At 71.8% G+C, this 22,873-nt stretch carries 16 protein-coding genes; 4 read left to right on the top strand and 12 right to left on the bottom strand.

Annotated elements, in window-relative coordinates; all coding sequences use genetic code 11:
• Positions 1-104: 104 nt before the first annotated feature.
• The 10 genes from IF45_RS0113425 to IF45_RS0113380 all read right to left on the bottom strand — a co-directional run bounded on the left by IF45_RS0113425 (position 105) and on the right by IF45_RS0113380 (position 14,571).
• Positions 105-3,830, bottom strand: a complete 3,726-nt coding sequence (locus tag IF45_RS0113425; RefSeq protein WP_030307570.1) for a ThuA domain-containing protein — start codon at positions 3,828-3,830, stop codon at positions 105-107.
• A gap of 241 nt (positions 3,831-4,071) precedes the next feature.
• A complete protein-coding gene (locus IF45_RS0113420; RefSeq protein ID WP_003951963.1) occupies positions 4,072-5,076 on the bottom strand; it encodes a sugar phosphate isomerase/epimerase family protein in 1,005 nt (334 codons plus the stop codon).
• A gap of 1 nt (position 5,077) precedes the next feature.
• Positions 5,078-6,310, bottom strand: coding sequence for a Gfo/Idh/MocA family protein (locus IF45_RS0113415; protein WP_003951962.1), 1,233 nt, complete (start codon positions 6,308-6,310; stop codon positions 5,078-5,080).
• A 108-nt stretch (positions 6,311-6,418) separates the two neighbouring features.
• The gene (locus IF45_RS0113410; protein ID WP_030307568.1) at positions 6,419-7,462 is read right to left on the bottom strand and encodes a substrate-binding domain-containing protein; all 1,044 of its coding nucleotides are present in this window, start codon (positions 7,460-7,462) and stop codon (positions 6,419-6,421) included.
• A 66-nt stretch (positions 7,463-7,528) separates the two neighbouring features.
• Positions 7,529-8,575, bottom strand: coding sequence for an ABC transporter permease (locus IF45_RS0113405; protein WP_030307566.1), 1,047 nt, complete (start codon positions 8,573-8,575; stop codon positions 7,529-7,531).
• The gene (locus IF45_RS0113400) at positions 8,572-10,095 is read right to left on the bottom strand and encodes a sugar ABC transporter ATP-binding protein (protein ID WP_008403944.1); all 1,524 of its coding nucleotides are present in this window, start codon (positions 10,093-10,095) and stop codon (positions 8,572-8,574) included. The genes IF45_RS0113405 and IF45_RS0113400 overlap by 4 nt, the downstream gene beginning before the upstream one ends.
• A gap of 405 nt (positions 10,096-10,500) precedes the next feature.
• Entirely contained in the window at positions 10,501-11,682 is a 1,182-nt protein-coding gene (locus IF45_RS0113395; RefSeq protein ID WP_010640830.1) for an ROK family transcriptional regulator, read from the bottom strand.
• 274 nt (positions 11,683-11,956) lie between these two features.
• Complete coding sequence (locus IF45_RS0113390) at positions 11,957-12,907, bottom strand: beta-ketoacyl-ACP synthase III (protein WP_008403937.1); 951 nt, start codon at positions 12,905-12,907, stop codon at positions 11,957-11,959.
• 151 nt (positions 12,908-13,058) lie between these two features.
• Positions 13,059-13,196 carry an MFS transporter small subunit gene (locus IF45_RS33300; RefSeq protein ID WP_003951956.1) on the bottom strand — a complete coding sequence of 46 codons (138 nt, stop codon included), beginning with the start codon at positions 13,194-13,196 and terminating at the stop codon, positions 13,059-13,061.
• Positions 13,180-14,571 carry an OFA family MFS transporter gene (locus IF45_RS0113380; protein WP_030307564.1) on the bottom strand — a complete coding sequence of 464 codons (1,392 nt, stop codon included), beginning with the start codon at positions 14,569-14,571 and terminating at the stop codon, positions 13,180-13,182. Before IF45_RS0113380 ends, IF45_RS33300 begins: the two co-directional genes overlap by 17 nt.
• Before the next feature lie 250 nt (positions 14,572-14,821).
• On the opposite strand from IF45_RS0113380, the gene fdhD reads away from it, so the two are divergent.
• Positions 14,822-15,664, top strand: a complete 843-nt coding sequence (gene fdhD, locus IF45_RS0113375; protein WP_018893263.1) for a formate dehydrogenase accessory sulfurtransferase FdhD — start codon at positions 14,822-14,824, stop codon at positions 15,662-15,664.
• A gap of 15 nt (positions 15,665-15,679) precedes the next feature.
• Here fdhD and IF45_RS0113370 read toward each other — a convergent pair whose 3' ends face one another.
• Positions 15,680-16,693, bottom strand: a complete 1,014-nt coding sequence (locus IF45_RS0113370; protein WP_008415339.1) for a bile acid:sodium symporter family protein — start codon at positions 16,691-16,693, stop codon at positions 15,680-15,682.
• 164 nt (positions 16,694-16,857) lie between these two features.
• Between IF45_RS0113370 and IF45_RS0113365 the strand changes: the two genes are divergently transcribed.
• The gene (locus IF45_RS0113365) at positions 16,858-17,739 is read left to right on the top strand and encodes a LysR substrate-binding domain-containing protein (protein WP_030307561.1); all 882 of its coding nucleotides are present in this window, start codon (positions 16,858-16,860) and stop codon (positions 17,737-17,739) included.
• Positions 17,740-17,803: 64 nt separating this feature from the next.
• On the opposite strand, the gene IF45_RS0113360 is transcribed toward IF45_RS0113365, so the two are convergent.
• Positions 17,804-19,354: an alanine/glycine:cation symporter family protein gene (locus tag IF45_RS0113360; protein ID WP_030307559.1), complete on the bottom strand. Its 1,551-nt coding sequence runs from the start codon at positions 19,352-19,354 to the stop codon at positions 17,804-17,806.
• 580 nt (positions 19,355-19,934) lie between these two features.
• Here IF45_RS0113360 and IF45_RS0113350 point away from each other — a divergent pair.
• Positions 19,935-21,761, top strand: coding sequence for an AMP-dependent synthetase/ligase (locus IF45_RS0113350; RefSeq protein ID WP_008415336.1), 1,827 nt, complete (start codon positions 19,935-19,937; stop codon positions 21,759-21,761).
• A gap of 137 nt (positions 21,762-21,898) precedes the next feature.
• Positions 21,899-22,732: an aldo/keto reductase gene (locus tag IF45_RS0113345; RefSeq protein WP_008415335.1), complete on the top strand. Its 834-nt coding sequence runs from the start codon at positions 21,899-21,901 to the stop codon at positions 22,730-22,732.
• Positions 22,733-22,873: the final 141 nt, after the last annotated feature.

Genomic DNA, 22,873 nt, shown 5'->3' with positions numbered 1-22,873 from the left:
GACGGGCGGCGGGTGGCCGCCCGTCCCCGGTGGGGGTGAGTGGGTGGGTGCCGGAAAGGGGTGAGACGGCGGGCGGAGGTCCGGCGTCCGCCGCCCGCCGTCGCTCAGTCGCCCTGGGCGGGCAGTTCCTTCAGCTGGATGTCGCGGAAGGACACGTGGTCGTCGTCCCCGTGGTTCTGGAGGCCGACGTACCCGTCGGTCAGGGAGCGGGCCGGGTCCTCGTTGGTGAAGTCGTTGATCTCGACTCCGTTGAGGAAGACCTGGAGGCGTTCGCCCTGGACCTTGATCTCGTAGCTGTTCCACTCCCCCGGCGGGTTGAGGGCCTTGTCGCGGGCCTCGATGTCGGCGGACTGGAAGGTGTAGACGGCGCCGGTGGTGCGGTCGGGTTCGTCGGTGGCGTCGATCTGCACCTCGTAGCCGTTGTTCACGGCCGACCAGGGGTCGTCGGAGGCCGGGAAGCCCACGAAGACACCGGAGTTGTCGTCACCCTCCATCTTCCAGTCGAGCTTGAGGGAGTAGGAGGACAGCTCCTTGGCCTCGTACCAGAGCAGGCCCATGCCGCCGGTGGTCGTCAGTTCACCGTTGTCGATGGTGAACTCGCCGGGGCCCGCCTGCTTCCAGCCGTCGAGGGTCTTTCCGTCGAAGATCGGCTCGTAGCCGTCCTCCTCCTCGCCGCCGCCCTTCGGGGAGCAGTCGGCGTCGGCCAGGCCGGTGGCGTACTTCAGGCCGCCGGCCAGGTGGGTGCGGAAGTCGCCCTCGGCGAAGGACTCGACGGTGTGGCCGCCGCCGGTGTAGAAGGAGCGGCCGCCCTCGTAGGTCTGGCACCAGGCGATCGGGTGGTCGCCGTCCATGTTGCCGCCCTCGTAGCTGGACTCGTCCAGGGTCGCGAGGACGCGGGCCTGCTCACGGGGGTTGGTGCGGTAGTTGTACCACTCGTCGGTGCGCTCCCAGGTCTCGCCGAGGTGCGCGGTGGCCGGGTGGTCGTGGTCCTCGACCTCGACGGTGGCTTCCTGGATGTGCGGGTGGGAGTCGAAGTAGGCGCCGACCAGGCCGCCGTAGAACTCCCACTCGTACTCGGTGTCGGCGGCGGCGTGGACGCCGACGTAGCCGCCGCCCCCGGCCACGTACTCCTCGAACGCCTTCTGCTGGTCGCCGTCGAGGACGTCGCCGGTGGTGGAGAGGAAGGTGACGGCGTCGTACTCGGCGAGCTTCTGAGGGGTGAACTGGCCGGCGTCCTCGGTGGCGTCGACCTCGATGCCGTTCTCCGTGCCGATCTCCTTCAGGGCCTCGATGCCGGCCGGGATGGAGTCGTGGCGGAAGCCGGCGGTCTTGGAGAAGACCAGGAGCTTCTTGTCGGCGGCGGCCGGGGCGGCACCGTCGATGACGAAGTCGTCCACGTCGTAGAGGGCACCGTCGCCCTCGCCCTTGAAGACGAGGAAGAGTTCGGTGGTGTCCGGGCCGACGTCGGTCAGCTCGGTCTCGACGTCCTCGAAGGTCTCCCAGCCGCCGGTGACCGGGACGGTCGCGGTGCCGTGCAGGGTGCCGGTGGGCGATCCGCTGCGGACCTCCAGGGTGCCGCCGCTGCCGCCGGAGGAGATACGGGCGGTGAACTTGTCGGCGCCGGAGAGGTTGTACGGCTTGAAGGAGATCCAGTCGCCGTTGTGGATGTCGCCGACGGTCTTGCCGCCGTGGGCGGTGGACTTGTTCTGCGGGGCCACGCCCTCGGAGTCGCCGTAGTGCTCGGCCTGCCGGTGGCGGGGCTGCAGCTGGATCTGGTCGGAGCCGGTCAGCGCGGGCTGGCCATTGGCGCCGGTGTCGGTGTAGGAGGCGTCGATGACGCCGAAGATGTTGGCGTTGGGGTCGTGCTCACCGTCGGCGGGGACGTTGAGGGTGCCCTCACAGCCTTCTGCCGAGGTGATCGGGTGGCCGTGGTTGTCGTGGCCGAGGATGTAGCGGACGGTGACCTTGGAGCAGTCGACGGACTCGTCCTCGGGGTCGGTCACGTCCACCTTGAAGGAGACCGTGTCACCGAACTTGAAGAGTGTGCCGTCCTTCGGCTGCTGGAGGGTGACGGTCGGCGCGGTGTTGCCGACGGTCACCTGGACCGAGGCCGTGCCCTTGAGGCCGGACGGGTCGGTGGCGGTCAGCGTCGCCGAGTAGACCCCGTTCTCCTCGAAGGTGTGGGTGGGGTTCTCCTCGTCGCTGGTGGCCCCGTCACCGAAGTCCCAGCTGTAGGTGAGCGGGTCGCCGTCGGCGTCCGTGGTGCCCTCGGAGGAGAAGGTGACCTCCAGCGGGCCCTGGCCCGAGGTCTTGTCGGCCTTGGCGACCGCGACCGGCGCGTAGCCGTCGGTGGCGTTCTCGATGCGATAGACGGCCGAGTTGGCGTCGCCGCCGAAGTAGCCGGTGCCGTAGTCGAGGACGTACAGGGCGCCGTCCGGGCCGAACTCCATGTCCATGACCTGGGTGCCGGACCACGGGAAGTCGTTGATGGCCTCGACGGTGCCGTCCTCGCCCTGCTCGATCCGCTTGATCCACTGGCGGCCGAACTCTCCGGCGAAGAAGTTCCCGTCGAACTCCTCGGGGAACTTCACCGCCGAGTCGAGAGAGGCGTCGTAGCGGTAGACCGGGCCGCCCATCGGCGACTCCGAGCCGTTGCCGAACTCCGGGACGCTGTCGCCGTCGTACGGGATCCAGGCGGCCTGGGCCGGCGGCAGGTCGGTGAGGCCGGTGTTGTGCCGCGAGGTGTTCTTCGGCGCGTCGCAGTCGAAGGGCTCGCCGGACTCCTTGGTCTCGAAGTCGTAGTCGTTGAACGGCTCGTTGTCACCGGTGCAGTACGGCCAGCCGAAGTTGCCGGCCTCGGTGACGCGGGCGAACTCGACCTGCCCGGCCGGACCGCGGTTCGGGTCGGCGGAGCCGGCGTCGGGGCCGTAGTCGCCGACGTAGACGATGCCGGTGGCCTGGTCGACGCTCATCCGGAACGGGTTGCGGAAGCCCATCGCGTAGATCTCGGGACGGGTCTTCTCGGTGCCGGGGGCGAAGAGGTTGCCCTCGGGGACGTCGTACGAGCCGTCGTCCTTGACCTTGATGCGGAGGATCTTTCCGCGCAGGTCGTTGGTGTTGCCGGAGCTGCGGCGGGCGTCGAAGGCCGGGTTGCGGTTCTCGCGCTCGTCGATGGGGGTGTAGCCGTCGGAGGCGAAGGGATTGGTGTCGTCGCCGGTCGACAGGTAGAGGTTGCCGTCCGCGTCGAAGGCGATGTCGCCGCCGACGTGGCAGCACATGCCGCGCGAGGCGGGGATGTCGAGGATCTTCTGCTCGCTGGCCTTGTCGAGCGTGCCGTCCTCGGCCAGGACGAACCGGGAGAGGCGGTTGACGCCGTCGTAGGGCTCGAAGTCGGCGGCGGTGCCGTTCTCGGGGGCGTCGCCGGACGGGGTGTCGAGCTTGGGGGCGTAGTACAGGTAGATGAAGCGGTTCTCCTCGAAGCCGGGGTCGATCCCGACTCCCTGGAGCCCCTCCTCGTCGTGGCTGTACACGTCGAGGGTGCCGGCGACCTTGGTGGTGCCGCCCGCGTCGGTGAGGCGCAGGGCGCCCTCGCGGGCGGTGTGCAGGACACCGCCGTCGGGCAGGACGGCCATGGTCATCGGCTCGCCGGTCTCCTCCACGCCCTTGGCGAGGGTGACCTGCTGGAAGGTGGGGGCGGCGGCGGGCTTGTCGAGGGCCTCCGGGTCGGCGGCGCTCGCGGGGAGCGCGGCCAGGCCCAGTGAGGCGCTGGTGAGGAGGGCGCCGGTGAGGAGCGCCACCGCCTGGCGGAATCTTGGACGTTTCCTGTGCACGGAGTTCCTCCGGGAAGACGTCGTGCGGGTGGGGGTGCTGCCGGGGTGCGCCGTCACCCCGGGGAGCCGTACTGGTCTCGCTCTGGACCGTAGCGACCTTTGTTCCCGCCGGAAACCCCTTGCACAGCAGGTAACTTGAACTTCTTCCCGGCAGAGGACAAAGGGGTGTGCGGGCAGCCCTGACCGGCCCTCCGGCAGTGCCGGAGGGCCGGTCAGGGGCCTCGCGCTCAGGCCGTCCCGGTCAGTCGCGGCCGCCGAAGGCCGCGTCGAAGGAGGCCTGGGGCGGGTCCCAGTCGAGCTTGCGCAGGGCGGCCAGCGCCTCGGGGGCACCGGTCAGCCGGTCCATCCCGGCGTCCTCCCACTCGACCGAGACGGGCCCTTCGTAGCCGATCGAGCGGAGCATCCGGAAGACGTCCTCCCACGGCACGTCGCCGTGGCCGGCCGAGACGAAGTCCCAGCCGCGCCGCGGGTCGCCCCACGGGAGGTGGGAGCCGAGCCGCCCGTTGCGCCCGTCGAGGCGCTTGCGGGCCTCCTTGCAGTCCACGTGGTAGATCCGGTCCTTGAAGTCCCACAGGAAGCCGACCGGGTCGAGGTCCTGCCACACGAAGTGGCTCGGGTCGAAGTTGAGCCCGAAGGCGGGCCGGTGGCCGACGGCCTCCAGCGCCCGGTGGGTGGTCCAGTAGTCGTACGCGATCTCGCCCGGGTGGACCTCGTGGGCGAACCGGACGCCCTCGGCGTCGAAGACGTCGAGGATCGGGTTCCAGCGGTCGGCGAAGTCCTGGTAGCCGCGGTCGATCATGCCGTCGGGGACCGGCGGGAACATCGCCACCAGGTGCCAGATGGCCGAGCCGGTGAAGCCGATGACGGTGTCGACGCCGAAGGCGGCCGCGGCCCGCGCGGTGTCCTTGATCTCGGCGGCGGCCCGCTGCCGGACCCCTTCGGGCTCGCCGTCGCCCCAGATGCGGGCGGGCAGGATGTTCTGGTGCCGCTCGTCGATGATGGCGTCGCAGACCGCCTGGCCGACCAGGTGGTAGGAGATGGCCCGGCACTTCAGCCCGTACTTGTCGAGCAGCTGGTGGCGCCCGGCGACGTAGGACGGGTCGGCCAGTGCCTTGTCGACCTCGAAGTGGTCGCCCCAGCAGGCCAGTTCCAGCCCGTCGTAGCCGAAGTCGCGGGCCAGGCGGCAGACCTCCTCCAGGGGGAGGTCCGCCCACTGCCCGGTGAAGAGGGTGAATTCGCGCGGCATGTCAGGACGCCTCCAGGTCCGGTACGGGGGTGTAGACGGCGTTCTTGGCGGCACTCTCCTCCACGGCGGCCAGCACCCGCTGGACGCGGAGCCCGTCGGCGAACGAGGGGGCGGGGCTCGTGCCCGCCGCGACCGCGTGCACCAGGTCGCGGGCCTGGTGGACGAAGGTGTGGTCGTAGCCGAGGCCGTGGCCCGGCGGCCACCAGCCCTCCAGGTACGGGTGCTCCGGCTCGGTCACCAGGATGCGGCGGAAGCCGCTGGTGACCGCGGGCTCGGTCTCGTCGTGGAAGGAGAGTTCGTTGAGCCGCTCCAGGTCGAAGGCGAGGGAGCCGAGTTCGCCGTTCAGCTCGACCTGGAGGGAGTTCTTGCGTCCGGTGGCGTACCGGGTGGCCTCGAAGGTGCCGAGCGCCCCGGAGGTGAACCGGGCGGTGAAGACCGCCGCGTCGTCCACGGTGACGGGCCCGGTCTCGGTGGAGCCGGTGCCGCTCAGCCCCGAGGAGGCCCCGGCGAGCAGCGGCCGCTCCTTGACGAAGGTCTCGGTGAGCGCCGAGACCCCGGCGACCGCCTCACCGGTGAGGTACTGCGCGAGGTCGACGGCGTGCGCGCCGAGGTCGCCGAGCGCCCCCGAGCCCGCGCTCTCCTTGCGCAGCCGCCAGGTCAGCGGGGAGGCCGGGTCGACCAGCCAGTCCTGGAGGTAGCGGACCCGCACGTGGCGCAGCCTGCCCAGGCGCCCCTCGGCCACCAGCGAACGGGCGTAGGCGGCGGCCGGGACACGCCGGTAGTTGAAGCCGACCATGGCGACCTGGCCGCGCGCCTCGGCCCGGCCGGCCGCGGCCACCATCGCCTCGGCCTCCTCGACGGTGTTGGCGAGCGGCTTCTCGCACAGCACGTGCTTGCCCGCCTCCAGGGCGGCGATGGCGATCTCGGCGTGGCTGTCACCCGGGGTGCAGATGTCGACCAGCTGGACGTCCTCGCGGGCGATAAGCGCCCGCCAGTCGGTCTCGGCCGCGTCCCAGCCGAGCCTGGCCGCGGCCGTGCGCACCGCCTCGGGGTCGCGGCCGCAGACCGCGGCCAGATGCGGCTGGAGCGGCAGGTCGAAGACGCGTCCGGCGGTCCGCCACCCGTGGGAGTGGGCGGCGCCCATGAACGCGTAACCGACCATGCCCACACCGAGACGCGGGGTCCCGGGCGGTGCCGGGCGGCCGCCGGCCGCCTCCTGCTCCGTCTCTCGCATGCAGTCTTCCTCCTCCTGGGAATGGGGCGGCCCCGGGCCCCCGCGGCGCGCGCCGCGGGGGCCTTCGGTAAGGGCTGGGGGCCGTCCTGGGTACGCGGTGCTCTCGGCCTACTTGAAGCCGGTCGGCAGGTATTCCTTGACGTTGTCCTTGGTGACGACGGCCGAGTAGAGCGTCAGCGAGGTGGGGATCTCGTGCTCGGCGAGGCCGCTGACGCCCTTGCCCTGGCCCAGCGCGCGGGCCAGGTCGATGGCGGAGGCCGCCATGGTCGGCGGGTAGAGCACGGTCGCCTTCAGGACGCTGTTGTCGGACTGGATGGCCTCCATCGCGGAGAGCGCGCCGGCGCCGCCGACCATCACGAAGTCGTCGCGGCCGGCCTGGTCGATGGCGCGCAGCGCGCCGACGCCCTGGTCGTCGTCGTGGTTCCACATGGCGTCGAAGCTCTTCTGCGCCTGGAGGATCTGGGCCATCTTGGCCTGCCCGGTCTCCACGGTGAACTCGGCCTGCTGGCGGGCGACCTTCTTGATGTTCGGGTAGTTCTTCAGGGCGTCGTCGAAGCCCTGGGTGCGCTGCTTGGTCAGCTCCAGGTTGTCGGGGCCGGACAACTCGACGACCTTGGCGTTCTTCTTGTCCTTGAGGAGTTCGCCGATGTAGTGGCCGGCGTTGAGCCCCATGCCGTAGTTGTCGCCGCCGACCCAGCAGCGGTACGCCTGCGGGCTGGCGAAGACGCGGTCGAGGTTGACGACGGGTATCCCGGCCCGCATCGCCTTCAGCCCGGCCTGGGTCATCGCCTTGCCGTCGGCGGGCAGGATGACCAGGACGTCGACCTTCTTGTTGATCAGCGTGTCGATCTGGCCGATCTGGGCGGCGGTGTCGTTGGAGCCCTCGGTGATGTCGAGGGTGACGTCGGAGTACTTCTTGGCGCGCTCGCGGGCGTTGACGTTGATGGCGTTGAGCCAGCCGTGGTCGGCCTGGGGGCCGGCGAAGCCGATGGTGACCTTCTTGCCGGGCTTGTCGTCGGCGGCGGCCGCCTGGTTGTCGGTGGAACCCGCGGCCTCCTTCGTCTCGTTGCTGGTGCAGGCGGTGAGGAAGGCGCCGGCGCCGAGGGCGGCGGTACCGAGGAGCAGTCCTCTGCGGCTGGGGATCTCTGGCATGGTGGTGGCCCTTTCGGGATGCGGCTCGTGGGCGGTGCTCGGCTGGGGGGGGGGAAGAGCGGTGCGCTAGGTGGTGTGCTGGGCGGAGCGGCGCTGGACCAGGACGGCGACGACGATGATGGCGCCCTTGGCGATCTGCTGGACGTCGCTCTGGAGGTTGTTGAGCGCGAAGATGTTGGTGATCGTGGTGAAGATCAGGACGCCGAGGACGGAGCCGACGATGGTGCCGCGGCCGCCGGTGAGCAGGGTCCCGCCGATGATCGCGGCGGCGATGGCGTCGAGTTCGTAGAGGTTGCCGTTGGTGTTCTGGCCGGAGCCGGAGAGGACCACCAGCAGGAAGGCGGCGATGCCGCAGCACAGGCCGGAGAGCAGGTAGAGGTAGAGGCGCTGGCGGCGGACGTCGATCCCGGCGAGCCGGGCGGCCTCCGCGTTGCCGCCGACGGCGACGGTGCGGCGGCCGAAGGTGGTGCGGTTGAGCACCAGCCAGCCGACGACGGTGACCAGGGCGAAGACCATCACCAGCGGCGGGATGCCCAGGACGTAGGAGCTGCGGGAACCGAGGTCGAGCACCGACTCGACGGTGACGATCTGGGTGTTGCCGTCGGTGATCAGCAGGGCGAGACCGCGCGCCGAGACCATCATGGCGAGCGTCGCGATGAACGGCACCATCTGGCCGTACGCGATGAGCACGCCGTTGACCAGGCCGCAGCCGAGGCCGACCAGGACGGCGGTGAAGAGGATGCCGGTGAAACCGAAGTCCTGGGTGGCGACGGTGGTGGCCCAGACCGAGGAGAGGGCGACGACGGCGCCCACCGAGAGGTCGATGCCGCCGGACATGATCACGAAGGTCATGCCGACGGTGACCACGCCGATCACCGAGGACTGGACCAGCACCAGCTGGAGGTTGGTGGTGGCGAGGAACTCGTCGGGGCGGGTGAGGCCGCCGACCAGGATCAGGGCGGCGAGCACCCCGAGCAGCGCGAGAGTGCGCAGGTCCGGGCGGAAGAACCGCGTTCCGCCCGGGGCGGCGGGGCCGGGGTCGTCCTTGCCGAGTTCGAGCGGCGGGCCGGCACCGGGCCCGCCCAGCTGATCCGAGGGGGCAGGCTGCGTCATGTCGTCGGGGTCCCTTCCATCACTAGATCCAGTACGCGGTGTTCGTCGAGTTCCGTCGCGGGCGCCTCGTGGACGACCCGCCCCTCGCGGAGCACCAGGACACGGTCGGCGAGGCCCAGCACTTCGGGGACCTCGCTGGAGACGAGGAGGACGGCGAGGCCGTCGTCGGCGAGCCGGCGGATCACCGCGTACAGCTCGGCGCGGGCGCCCACGTCGACGCCTCGGGTCGGTTCGTCCAGCAGCAGCACCCGGCAGCCGCGCAGCAGCCAGCGGGCGAGGACCGCCTTCTGCTGGTTGCCGCCGGAGAGGGTGCGGATCGGGGTCTCGGGGTTGTCGGGGCGCAGCGACAGTTCGCGGGTGGCGGCGCGGGCGTCGGCGCGTTCGCGGCTCCGGTCGACCCAGCCGGCCCGGGAGAAGCGGGAGAGGGTGGAGACGGAGACGTTGCGGGTGACCGACTCCAGCATCAGCAGGCCCTGCGCCTTGCGCTCCTCGGGGGCGAGGCCCACCCCGGCCCGGACGGCGGCGCGGACGCTGCCGGTGCGCAGCCAGTTCCCGTCGACGGCGACGCGGCCGGTGGCGGGCTTGCGGGCGCCGTAGACGGTCTCCAGGATCTCGGAGCGGCCGGAGCCGACCAGTCCGGCGAGGCCGACGATCTCGCCGGGCCGCACCTGGAGGTCGAGGGGCTCGAACTCGCCCTCCCTGGAGAGGTTCTCGACCGTGAGCACCGGCGCCGTCCCCGCCGGGGCGGGCTGTTCGGGCCGGGGCGGGAAGACGTACTCGACGGTGCGGCCCGTCATGAGGGCAACGATGTCACGGGTGGGGGTGTCGTCCGCCGAGAGCGACTGGGCGACGGCCCGGCCGTCCTTGAGGACGGTGACCCGGTCGCCGATCTGGCGGATCTCCTCCAGCCGGTGGGAGATGTAGACGATGGCGACGCCCTCGGCGGTGAGCGAGGAGACGATCCGGAAGAGGTTGGCGACCTCGTCGGGGTCGAGGGCGGCGGAGGGCTCGTCCATGACGATGAGGCGCACGTCGTGGGAGAGGGCGCGGGCCATCGAGACGATCTGCTGGTGGGCGGCGGAGAGGTCGCCGACGAGCGTGCCGGCGTCGATCTCGGGGTGGCCCAGGCGGCGCAGCAGGGCGGCCGCGCGCCGGCGGGCCTCGCCGCCCTTGACGACGAAGCCGGCGCTGGTCGGCTCGTGGCCGAGGTAGACGTTCTCGGCGACGCTGAGCCCCTCCACCAGGTCGAGTTCCTGGTAGATGGTGGCGATGCCCAGGCGCATCGCGGCGATGGGCGACTTGAGGGTGACCGGCTCGCCCTGCCAGGTGATGGTGCCCTCGTCGGGCTGGTGGGCTCCGGCGAGCACCTTGATGAGTGTGGACTTCCCGGCGCCGTTCTGGCCGAGGAGGCAGTGGACCTCACCGGCGGCGACCTCCAGGTCCACCCCGTCGAGGGCGCGGACGCCCGGGAAGGACTTGGCGATGCCGGACATGGTGAGCAGGGGTGGTTCTGGTGCCATGGCGGTTCCCCTCGGCGGATGACGGCCGGTGAGCGGGCAGGGCGGACCGCGCGCCGACGGCGCGGTGGTGCGGTGCGTGGGCGGTGCGGAGCTGCTGCGGGTACGGGTGCTGACGGTGCCGGTGGTGCGGAACGGGTCAGGGGCAGGGCTGCTGCGGATGCTGCTTCGTACGGGCGGGCGCGGGCACGGCGGTCCCGTGCGGGCGCCCGGAGCGGGCGCGGGTGGTGCGGCTCGGTGGTGCGGTGGTGCCTGGGTACGTACGGCTCGGGGTGCGGCCCGGTCCCGGCGCGGCTCGGCCGGGGCGGGTGGTGCGCCTTGCGGTGGTGCGGCCTTGCGGGTGGTGCGGGTGGTGCCGGTGGTGCGTCCGTCCGGCGGGGCCGGGCGGGGTGGTGCGCGCCGGGCCTGTCAGGCCGGCGAGAACAGGTGGTCGCTGATGAGCCGGGCGCCGCCGATGACTCCGGCGGCGGGCCCCAACTCGCCCAGGACGATGGGCAGGTTGCCGGTCGCGAGCGGCAGCGACTGGCGGTAGACCTGGGTGCGGATGGCGGCGAGCAGGGTGTGGCCGAGGCCGGTCACCCCGCCGCCGATCACCACGAGCCCGGGGTTGAAGAAGGAGACGAGGCCGGCGATGACCTGGCCGGTGTGGCGGCCTCCGCGCCGGATCAGTTCGAGGGCGGCGGTGTCCCCGCCGGAGGCGGCGGCGGCCACGTCGGCGGCGCTGAGCCGGCCGCCGGCCTCCAGCCGGGCGGCCAGTTCCGCGGAGCGGCCCTCGCGCGCCACCTGTTCGGCGTCGCGGGCCAGGGCGGAGCCGCTGAAGTGGGCCTCCAGGCACCCCTGGTTGCCGCAGGCGCAGGGCAGTCCGTCCGGCTCGACCTGGATGTGGCCGATGTCGCCGGCGCTGCCGGTGGTGCCGCGGTAGACGGTGGAGCCGACCACGATGCCGCAGCCGATGCCGGTGCCGATCTTGACGCAGAGGAAGTCACGGGCGGTGCGGGCGACCCCGGCGTGCTGTTCGCCCATCGCCATGAGGTTCACGTCGTTGTCGACCATGACGGGGCAGCCCAGTTCCTGGCTGAGCGCCTCGCGGACCGGGAAGCCGTCCCAGCCGGGCATGATCGGCGGGGCGACGGGGATGCCCTCGGGGAAGCGGACCGGGCCGGGCACGCCGATGCCGGCGCCGTCGAACCCTTCGGCGAGGCCGGACGCCTTGAGCTTCTCGGCCATGTCGAGAACCTGCTCGAAGACGGCGACCGGCCCTTCGCGGACGTCCATCGGCTGGGTGATGTGGCCCAGCACCTCCAGCTCGGCGTTGGTGACGGCCACGTCGACCGAGGTGGCGCCGATGTCGACGCCGAGGAAGCGCAGGTGGGGCGCGAGGCGGATGTTGTGCGAACGGCGTCCGCCGCGCGAGGCGGCGAGGCCGTCGGCGACGACGAGGCCGGTCTCCAGCAACCGGTCGACCTCGACGGCGAGTTTGGAGCGGGAGAGGTCGACCTCCTCGCCGAGCTGGGCGCGGGAGTGGGCACCGCCGTCGCGGAGCAGCCGCAGCAGGCGCGCCTGGTGTGCGTTGGCGGGTCTTGCGGTCATGCGTCTCACGCGCCCCTCCCTCCCCCTGGCCTGACGGTGCGGGGAAACCTCTGCGAACGGCGGTGCCACGGGCCTCCCTTGCCGGGGCCGGCCGGACTCGCCGCTCGCGCTTTCGAGGGGAACGTAGCAGTGCCTGCCGGGTGTGGGAAGAAGTTGAGCGGGAATTACCCCCGACTTTTTCCATTCACAGGACAAAGCCGGGAGGGCGGGTCTCCCGTGGCGCCCTCTCCCGCACCCCCGGCTCCCGGACCGTCCGCCCAGGTGGCGGCGGAGGTCAGGGGCAGCGGACGACCTGGCCCGCGTAGGAGAGGTTGCCGCCGAAGCCGAAGAGGAGGACGGGGTCGCCGGTGCTGATCTCGCCGCGCTCGACGAGCTTGGAGAGGGCGAGCGGGATGGAGGCGGCGGAGGTGTTGCCGGACTCCACGACGTCCTTGGCGACCACGGCGTTGACCGCGCCGAGCTTGGCGGCGACCGGTTCGATGATGCGCAGGTTGGCCTGGTGGAGGACGACGGCGGCCAGCTCCTCGGGGGTGGTCCCGGCGCGCTCGCAGACCTTGCGGGCGATCGGCGGCAGCGTGGTGGTCGCCCAGCGGTAGACGCTCTGGCCCTCCTGGGCGAAGCGGGGCGGGGTGCCCTCGATGCGGACGGCGTGGCCGAGGCCGGGGACCGAGCCCCACAGGACGGGGCCGATGCCCGCGCCGCCGCTCCCGGCGTGGTCGGCGGTGACGACGGCGGCGCCCGCCCCGTCACCGACCAGGACGCAGGTGCCCCGGTCGGTCCAGTCGGCGACCTGCGACATCTTGTCGGCGCCGACGACCACGGCGCGCTCGGCGGCACCGGCGCGCACCGCGTGGTCGGCGGTGGCCAGGGCGTGGGTGAACCCGGCGCAGACCACGTTGAGGTCGAGGGTGGCCGGGGAGACCATGCCGAGCCGCGCGGCGAGGCGGGCGGCGGTGTTCGGGGAGCGGTCGATGGCGGTGGAGGTGGCGACCACGACCAGGTCGACGGCGGCCGGCTCGATCCCCGCGGAGGCCAGCGCCTTGGCGGCGGCGTGCGCCGCCAGTTCGTCCACCGGCTCGTCGGGGCCCGCGATCCGCCGGGTGCGGATGCCGACCCGGCTGCGGATCCACGCGTCGCTGGTGTCGACCATCTCCTCCAGCTCCTCGTTGGTGAGCACGCGGGCGGGCTGGTAGTGGCCGACGGCGGCGATGCGGGTGCCGATCATGGAACGGGGTCCCCCTTGTGTCCGGATGGCGAACGGGACCCTCCAGTCTGGTCAGCGACTCACGGGTAGCGGGGCAGGTGATGCCACAGGATTCGGGCTCGACCCTTGGAGACATCACCCACCCCGCAGGGCCCGCGTTCCCGCGCGGGGGTCAGCCGGTGAACAGCTGTGCGGCCTTGACGCCCAGCTCGTACAGGCCCCAGCAGAGCGGTGCTCCCACCCAGAACCAGGCGAAGGCGGTCAGGGCGCGGCGCGGGGGCGGCGCCGTGGTGTCAGCGGGCGTCGTCATGGGCGGCGGCCTCCTTCTGGGCGGGCACCGGGGCGGCCGGGGCCGCGTCGGGCGGGGTGACGTGGTGGCGGGGGTGGACCGGGCGGACCAGCTCGTTGGCGATGAAGCCGACGACGAGCAGCCCGGTCATGACGGTCAGCGAGAGCCCGTACAGCTCGGGACCGCTGTGTCCGGCGGCGGCCTGGCGGTCGGCGATCTGGTTGACGATGAGCGGGCCGAGGACGCCGGCGGTGGACCAGGCGGTCAGCAGGCGGCCGTGGATGGCCCCGACCTGGTAGGTGCCGAAGAGGTCCTTCAGGTAGGCGGGGATGGTGGCGAAGCCGCCGCCGTAGAAGGAGAGCAGCACCAGCGCGCAGAGGATGAACAGTGGCTTGGAGGCGTCCCCGAACTGCGAGATGAGCAGGTACATCACGGCGCCGACGCCCAGGTAGACGCGGTAGATGTTCTTGCGGCCGATCAGGTCGGAGGTGCTCGACCAGCCGATCCGCCCGGCCATGTTGGCGGCGGAGAGCAGGGCGACGAAGCCGGCGGCGGCCGCGACCGAGACCGGGGTGTCGGTCTCCGCGAAGAAGTCGGAGATCATCGGCGCGGCCTTCTCCAGGATGCCGATGCCCGCGGTGACGTTCATGCACGGGACCACCCACAGGCACCAGAACTGCGGGGTGCGCAGGGCGGAGCGGGCGGAGACGCCGTGACCGGTGATCGGCACCCGGGCGCTCTCGCCGCTATCCTCGTCCTTCACCCGGGCGGCCGGGGTACGGATCAGCAGCACGCCCAGGCTCATGAAGACGGCGTAGGCCAGGCCGTGGACGAGGAAGGCGAGGGCGATGCCCCGGCTGTCGCTGCCGAAGGAGTCGAGCATCGCGGCCGACCAGGGCGAGGCGATGAGGGCGCCGCCGCCGAAGCCCATGATGGCGATGCCGGTGGCCATGCCCGGACGGTCGGGGAACCACTTCATCAGGGTCGAGACGGGCGAGATGTAGCCGATGCCCAGGCCGATACCGCCCACGAAGCCGTAGCCGAGAACAATCAGCCAGTACTGGCTGGTGGCGGCGCCGAGCGCGGAGATCAGGAAGCCGGAGGAGAAGCAGAGCAGGGAGACGGTCATGGCCCAGCGGGGCCCGTTGCGTTCGACGAGGGTGCCGCCGAAGGCCGCGGAGAGGCCGAGCATCACGATGGCGAGCTGGAAGGGCAGGGCACTCTGGGTGCCGGTCAGGTCGAGCCCTGACTCCAGGGCGGGCTTGAAGACGCTCCAGGCGTACGCCTGGCCGATGGAGAGGTGGATCGAGAGTGCGGCCGGCGGGACCAGCCACCGGCTCCAGCCGGGTGGCGCGACCGGGCCGCCGCGGCGAGCGGGGGTGGAGGGAGTCGTCATGAAGCGGAACCCTAGGAACCGGTTGCGACGTTGGGAAGAGTCTTGACCAGGCGGGTACGGGCTGCTGCCTGCCCGGACACCGTCCGTGGCCTCCGGCAGGCGTGTCTCTGACCCGGCCGGGTTCGCGACGGCGGTCCTGGAGAAGAATGGCAGGGTGGAGACCGGGCGTTCCCCGCCCCGGCCGGGCGCCCCGCGCTCTCTCCGCGCAGGGCCGACCGGGCCGCCGTACGCACAGAACCAGGACCGCTCCATGGGCCGAGTCACCGAACGCCGCCGCGTCCTCCGCATCCGGGACGGTGCCGTCTCCGCGCGGGCGGACACCCTGGTCGCCGAGGAGCCCCTGGAGATCCGGCTGAACGGCAAACCGCTGGCGATCACCATGCGCACCCCGGGCGACGACTTCGCGCTCGCCGTGGGTTTCCTGGTCAGCGAGGGGGTGCTGGCCGACGCCTCGGAGCTGGCCTCGGTCGTGTACTGCGCCGGCGCCACCGCCGACGGCTCCAACACGTACAACGTGGTGGACGTGCGGCTCGCCGAGGGCGTCGTACTGCCGGACATCTCCCTGGAGCGGAACGTCTACACCTCGTCCTCCTGCGGCCTGTGCGGCAAGGCCAGCCTGGACGCGGTCCGCACCAAGACCCGCCACCCGCTGACCGGCCAGGACGGGGTCCGCCTCTCCCCCGCCCAGCTCTCCGTCCTCCCCGACCGGCTGCGCGCGGCCCAGCAGGTCTTCGACCGCACCGGCGGGCTGCACGGGGCGGCGCTGTTCACCCCGGAGGGCGAGCTGGTCGACCTCCGCGAGGACGTGGGGCGGCACAACGCCGTCGACAAGGTGGTGGGGCGCGCCCTCCAGCAGGGGCGGCTGCCGCTGGGCGACTCGGTGCTGCTGGTGTCCGGGCGCGCCTCCTTCGAGCTGGTGCAGAAGGCGGTGATGGCGGGCATCCCGATGCTGGCGGCGGTCTCCGCGCCCTCCTCCCTCGCCGTCGAACTGGCCCGGGAGAGCGGGATGACGCTGGTCGGCTTCCTGCGCGGGACGTCGATGAACGTGTACGCGGGCGAGGAGCGGATCGCCCTGCCGGTCGACGCCGGCTGAGCGGCGCCCGGGCGGTCAGGCCGCGCCGGGGCCCGCCACCGGGACCGGTTCGGCGACCGCCTCCGGGTCGCGGGAGCGGCGCTTGGCGATGACGGCGCAGACCATCAGCTGCATCTGGTGGAAGAGCATCAGCGGCAGCACCGCCAGCGAGGCGTGCGAGGCGAAGAGCACCGTGGCCATCGGCAGTCCGGCCGCCAGCGACTTCTTCGAGCCGGCGAACTGGATGGCGATCCGGTCCGCCCGGCCGAAGCCCATCCGCGCCGCCCCGTACCAGGTCAGCGAGAGCATCACGGCGAGCAGGACGGCCTCGGCGGCGAGCAGCGCAAGCAGCCGCGGCCAGGTCACCTGCTGCCAGATGCCGGCGACGACGCCCTGGCTGAAGGCGGTGTAGACGACGAGCAGGATCGAGCCCCGGTCGACGAAGCCGATGATCCGCCGGTGCCGGGCGAGGAAGCCGCCGATCCACCGCCGCAGGAGCTGCCCGGCGAGGAAGGGCACGAGGAGCTGGAGGGCGATCTTGAGCGCGGAGTCGGCCGAGAAGCCGCCGCCGGAGGAGCCCAGCAGCACCACCGCGAGCAGCGGCGTCAGCACCATCCCCAGCAGCGAGGAGAACGACCCGGCGCAGATGGCGGCCGGCACGTTGCCCTTGGCCATCGAGGTGAAGGCGATCGAGGACTGGATGGTGGAGGGGACCAGGCACAGGAAGAGGAACCCGCCGTACAGCGCCGGGGTCAGCAGCCACGGCACCAGTCCCCTGGCCGCCAGCCCGAGCAGCGGGAAGACGACGAAGGTGCAGGCCAGCACGGTGGTGTGGAGCCGCCAGTGGCGCACCCCGTCCAGCGCCTCGCGGGTGGAGAGCTTGGCGCCGTAGAGGAAGAAGAGCAGCCCGACCACGACGGTGGAGGCGCCGGAGGCGGCCTCGGCGGCCGCCCCGCGGGCGGGCAGCAGCGTCGCGAGGACGACCATCCCGAGCAGCGCCAGGATGTACGGGTCGACGGGCAGCCTCAGCCGCCGGCGCGGGCGTGTCACGGTGTTCCTCGGTCGGTACGGGTGCCGTCCGGGGCGCGGACGGCACGAAAGGGCCGGTCACCGGCGTGGGAGCGCGGCGCCGGAGGGCGCCTCCAGCATCCCCCGCTCCCCCGCGATCGGGAATCCCGCACACCGCTCTGACTGTCATCACGGACAGCGATAACATGCGCGGTGTGTACGATCCCGCGCTGCTGCGCACCTTCCTCGCCGTCGCGCAGACCCTGAGCTTCACCCAGGCGGCCCGGCGGCTCGGCGTGCGCCAGTCCACCGTCAGCCAGCACGTGCGGCGGCTGGAGGAACAGGTGGGACGGACGCTCTTCCTGCGGGACACCCACACCGTGGAGCTGACCGGCGACGGGGCGGCCATGCTCGGTTTCGCCCGCCGCATCCTGGAGGTCCAGGAGCAGGCGGCCGCCTACTTCGGCGGGCCCCGGCTGCGCGGGCGGCTGCGGTTCGGCGCCTCGGAGGACTTCGTGCTGACCCGGCTGCCGGAGATCCTGGAGGCGTTCCGCCGCGACCATCCCGAGGTGGAGCTGGAGCTGACCGTGGAACTCTCCGGCACGCTCCACGAGCGGCTGGCGGCGGGCAAGCTCGACCTGGTCCTCGCCAAACGCCGCCCCGCGGACCCGCCCGCGCCGCTGGTCCGCCGCGACCGGCTGGTGTGGATCGGCGCGGACCGGCTGCGGCTCGACCCGGAGGACCCGGTCCCGCTCATCGTCTACCCGGTGCCCGGCATCTCGCGGGCCCGGGCGCTGGACGCCCTGGAGCGCCACGGCCGGCCCTGGCGGATCGCCTGCACCAGCGGCAGCCTCAACGGCCTCCTGGCCGCCGCCCGCGCCGGACTCGGCGTGATGGCCCACGCCCGGGGCCTGATCCCGCCCGGCCTGGTCCGCGTCCCCGAACGCGCCGGCCTCCCGGAACTGGGCGAGGTGGAGTTCGTCCTCGCCCACGGCGAGGCACGCGCCGCCGGCGACCCGGCCCCGGCCCAGGCACTGGCCCGGGCCATCCTGGAGGGCGGGGACCGGTTGCGGGGGCCCGGACAGTGACGCGAGGGCCCGCACCGCACGGCCTGGTGGCCGCGGTGCGGGCCCTGCTGGTCGGGCGCGTCGGTCAGCGCGTCCGCGCCACGGTCTCCTCACCGGGCTCGGGCTCGGCGTCGCCCGCCCCGGTGTCCGCACCACGGTCCCTGGTCCGGACGAACTGGAGGAAGGAGCTCAGCTCCCGCTTGACGACCGGCGCCAGCAGGTACAGCCCGATGATGTTGATGACCGCGAGGGTGAACAGAACGGCGTCGGCCAGGTCGATCAGGGTCTGGAGGGTGAGCAGCGACCCGGCGACGGCGAAGACCGTGTAGAGCACCTTGAAGATCAGCTCACTGGCCCGGCTGCGCCCGAAGAGGTACGTCCACGCCTTCAGGCCGTAGTAGCCCCAGGTCAGCACGGTCGAGAAGGCGAAGAGCAGCACGGCGACGGTGAGGATGTACGGGAACCACGGGAGCACCGTGGCGAAGGCGTCCGAGGTGATGGTCACGCCCCCGATGGACTCGCCGTTCCGCGCCTCGTCCCAGCTCGCCGGGTTGGCGATGACGATGGTGAGCGCCGTCATGGTGCAGACGATCACGGTGTCGATGAAGGGCTCGAGGAGAGCCACCAGCCCCTCACTCGCGGGGTGCCGCGTCTTGGCGGCGGAGTGGGCGATCGGGGCCGAGCCGAGTCCGGCCTCGTTGGAGAAGGCGGCGCGCTTGAAGCCGACGATCAGCGCGCCGAGGATGCCGCCCGCGACGCCCTGGGGGTTGAAGGCCTCATCGACGATCGTGCCGAAGGCGGCCGGGACGGCGGTGATGTTGACGAGGATGACGACCAGGCAGGCGGTGACGTAGATCGCGGCCATGGCCGGGACCAGGCGGCTGGTGACCGAGGCGATCGACTTGATGCCGCCGAGCAGGACCACACCGACCAGGGCGGCGATGACGATGCCGAACAGGAGCGCTCCGCCCGAGGAGCCCATGAGCCCCTCCTCGCCGCCGGTGACGGCGGTGAGCTGCGCGTAGGACTGGTTGACCTGGAAGAGGTTGCCGCCGAAGAGGCCGAAGAAGAGGATCATCGCGGAGGCCAGCACGGCGAGGACCTTGCCCAGCTTGGCGCCGCCCGCGCCGAAGCGCTCGGCGAGGCCCTTCGGCAGGTAGTGCATGGGGCCGCCCGAGACGGTGCCGTCGGCGTGCACCTCTCGGTACTTCACGCCGAGAGTGACCTCGACGAACTTGGTGGCCATGCCGAGCAGGCCGCAGACGATCATCCAGAAGGTGGCGCCGGGGCCGCCGATGCTGACGGCGACGGCCACACCGGCTATGTTGCCGAGGCCGACCGTTCCGGAGACCGCGGCGGTCAGCGCCTGGAAGTGGCTGACCTCGCCCTCCGCGCCCTTCTCGTCGTACTTGCCGCGCACGACGCGCAGCGCGAGGCCGAACTTGCGGAACTGGATCAGGCCGAACCAGCAGCTGAAGACCAGGCCGGCGACGACCAGCCAGGCAACGATGAGGGGCACCTCGGCCCCGTTGATGTCGACGGCGTAGAAGATGACGTCGCCGAGCCACGTCGCTATCGGTTCGAAGAAACCGCCGACCGATTCATCGATCGTGCGGGTGATGGAGTCGAGTGACATCAGGCTCCTCTGGGAACGCGTGGGGGGGGCGCGACTGGCACGCGGGGCGTTGCGAAAGGGAACGGACAACATCGTCCGGCCATGACCGCAGCCGTCCGCCTGGCCCGCCGGGACGGCTCCCCGAGGGGTGACGTCGAGGCGGGCCGGTGGGCGAAGTTGCGCATTGATAGCACGCACCACCTCCTCACCGTCGTGGCGTGAATCACACCAGGGAAGGCGTCGGAGGGCATTTCGTACAGCCGTTGACACGATCGTTATCCGGATCTGAGCTTCCCCTGAGCGAACACCCACGCCGGTACGAGGTGGAGCACCCGCCCTCGGCGCCTCAGCAGGATCGCGGGACCGCCGGCTCCCACCGGTGACCGTCCTGTACAGATCCGGTGCAGATCGGCCCGATTCTGGCTACCGGTGAGTCAGTATTCTGTCCCGCCCTTCCCCCTTGTGGCCGTATTTCCCCGGCTGACCAGTGCAGATGCCGTGGAGGCCGGTTGTGTGCCGCCTCTCCCGCGCGGGGCACGACTGGGGTAGCGTCACCGCGCTGTCAGGGCTTTCAGGCAGGGCGTCCCCTCAGGAGCAGTGCGTGCGCGAGTTCACCTCTCCCCCGACGGCGTCGGCCCCGCCGGTGGGCGGTCTCGCCGATGTCGTCTTCGACCACGCCGAGACCGGCCCGGACCGGGTCGCGCTGGCCCGCAAGGGCGCGGACGGGGTCTGGCGGGACGTGACCTCGGCGCGGTTCCGGGACGAGGTGCTGGCCCTGGCCAAGGGGCTGCTGGCGGACGGCGTGCGGTTCGGCGACCGGGTCGCCATCATGTGCCGTACCCGGTACGAGTGGACGCTCTTCGACTACGCGCTGTGGACGGTCGGCGCGCAGGTGGTGCCGGTCTATCCGACCTCCTCGGCCGAGCAGGTCGCGTGGATGCTGCACGACGCGCAGGTGTCGGCGGCGATGGTCGAGCACGAGGACCACGCGATGACGATCGGTTCGGTGGTGGACCGGCTGCCGGGGCTGCGCCGGCTGTGGCAGCTGGACGGGGACGCGGTGACGCACCTGGTCAAGGCGGGCGCGGACATCACCGACGAGACGGTCCACCGGCACCGGCGGGCCGTCACCCCCGACACCACCGCGACCCTCATCTACACCTCGGGCACCACCGGCCGGCCCAAGGGCTGCGTCATCTCCCACGCCAACCTGATGTTCGAGACGGACACCGCGATCAGCCGCTGGGAGCCGGTCTTCCACTCCCGCCCCGGCGACCAGGCGTCCACCCTGCTCTTCCTGCCGCTGGCGCACGTCTTCGGCCGCATGGTGCAGGTGGCGGCCGTCCGGGGCCGGGTCAAACTCGGCCACCAGCCGCAGCTGAACGCGGCGGCGCTCCTGCCGGACCTGGCCGCCTTCCGGCCGACCTTCGTGCTCGCCGTCCCGTACATCTTCGAGAAGGTCTTCCACGCGGCACGGCGCAAGGCCGAACGGGACGGGCGGTCGGGCCCCTTCGACAAGGCGGTGGAGGTGGCCGTGCGGTACGCGGAGGCGATGGAGGCCCGCGCCTTCGGCACCGGTCCCGGCCCGGCGGCGGGGCTGCGGATGCAGCACCAGCTCTACGACAAGCTGGTCTACTCGCGGGTCCGGGCCGCGCTCGGCGGCCGGGTGCGGCACGCCATGTCGGGCGGCTCGGGGATGAACCGGCGGCTCGGCCTCTTCTTCGCCGGCGCCGGCATCACCATCTACGAGGGGTACGGCCTGACCGAGTCGACCGCCGCCGCCACCGCCAACCCGCCCGAGCGGACCCGGTACGGCACCGTGGGCCTGCCGCTGCCGGGGACCACGGTGCGTATCGCGGACGACGGCGAGGTCTGGCTCCACGGCGAGCACGTCTTCCGGGGCTATCTCAACGCGCCGCAGGCCACCCGTAACGCGGTGCGCGAGGGCTGGCTGGCGACCGGGGACATCGGCCGGCTCGACGAGGACGGCTATCTGACGATCACCGGCCGCAAGAAGGAGATCCTGGTGACCTCCGGCGGCAAGAGCGTCTCGCCGGGGCCGCTGGAGGAGCGGGTCCGCGACCATCCGCTGGTGGCCCAGTGCGTCGTGGTCGGCAACGACCGGCCCTACATCGCGGCGCTGGTCACTCTGGACGCCGAGGCGGTGAGCCACTGGCTGGCGATGCGCGGCAAGCCGGAGCTGACCCCGGCCGAGCTGGTCCGCGACCCGGATCTGGAGACGGAGGTGCGGCGGGCCGTCATCGCCGCCAACACCCTCGTCTCGCAGGCCGAGTCGATCCGCACCTTCCGCATCCTGGGCCACCAGTTCACCGAGGAGCGCGGACTGCTCACCCCGTCACTGAAGCTGAAGCGCAAGGCGATAGAGGAGTCGTACGCCACCGAGCTGGCGGCGTTGTACCGGGGCTGACGTGGTGTCCGGGCGCCGGTGAGCGGCCGGGCGGGGGAACTCGCGGGGGCGTGAGCAGGTCCGCCGGTGGGAATGCGTGCGGGCGGGTCATAGTTGACCATGGGAGTTCCCACCGACCACGTTAGGACCAATCGCTCGTGAGCAAGGTTCCCCCGATCATCCTGAACAACGGCGTCCAGATGCCCCAGCTCGGCTTCGGGGTCTGGCAGGTACCGGACGACGAGGCGTTCACCGCTGTCGGCGCGGCCCTGGACGCGGGTTACCGCTCCATCGACACCGCCGCCGCCTACGGGAACGAAGAGGGCACCGGCAAGGCGATCGCCCGCTCCGGCATCCCCCGTGAGGAACTCTTCGTCACCACCAAGCTGTGGAACAGCGACCACGGGTACGACGCGGCGCTGCGCGCCTTCGACTCCTCGCTGGAGAAGCTGGGCCTGGACCACGTCGACCTGTACCTGATCCACTGGCCGCTGCCGGCCAAGGACACCGCCGTCGACACCTACAAGGCGCTGGAGAAGATCTACTCCGAGGGCCGTGCCCGCGCCATCGGCGTCTCCAACTTCCTCCCGGAGCACCTGGAGCGGCTGATCGACGCGACCTCGGTCACCCCCGCGGTCAACCAGATCGAGCTCCACCCGCACCTCCAGCAGCGGGCCGCCCGCGAGTACCACGACGAGCAGGGCATCACCACCGAGGCGTGGTCCCCGCTCGGCCAGGGCAAGGGCCTGCTGGAGGTGCCCGCGATCGTCGCCATCGCGCGGAAGCACAACGTCACCCCCGCCCAGGTGGTGCTGCGCTGGCACGTCCAGCTGGGCAACGTCGCCATCCCGAAGTCCGTGACCCCGTCCCGGATCGTGGAGAACATCGACATCTTCAGCTTCGAGCTGGACGAGGAGGACATGGCCGCGATCAGGGCCCTCAACGAGGACCGCCGGCTGGGCCCGGACCCGGCCGAGTTCAACGAGGGCTGAGCGGCCGCGCTCCCCGGCGCGCGAGTGCCCCGTACCGCCGTCGGCAGATTCTTGGGGTCCTCGCAACACCTGATGGCTTATGTGGCCGTCAGTAGATCACGCAGGCGCTCGGCTGGTGTTTTCCAGCCGAGCGTTTTGCGT

Source organism: Streptomyces albidoflavus, assembly GCF_000719955.1.
Lineage (GTDB): Bacteria > Actinomycetota > Actinomycetes > Streptomycetales > Streptomycetaceae > Streptomyces > Streptomyces albidoflavus.
This window is presented reverse-complemented; position numbering and strand designations above follow the sequence as displayed.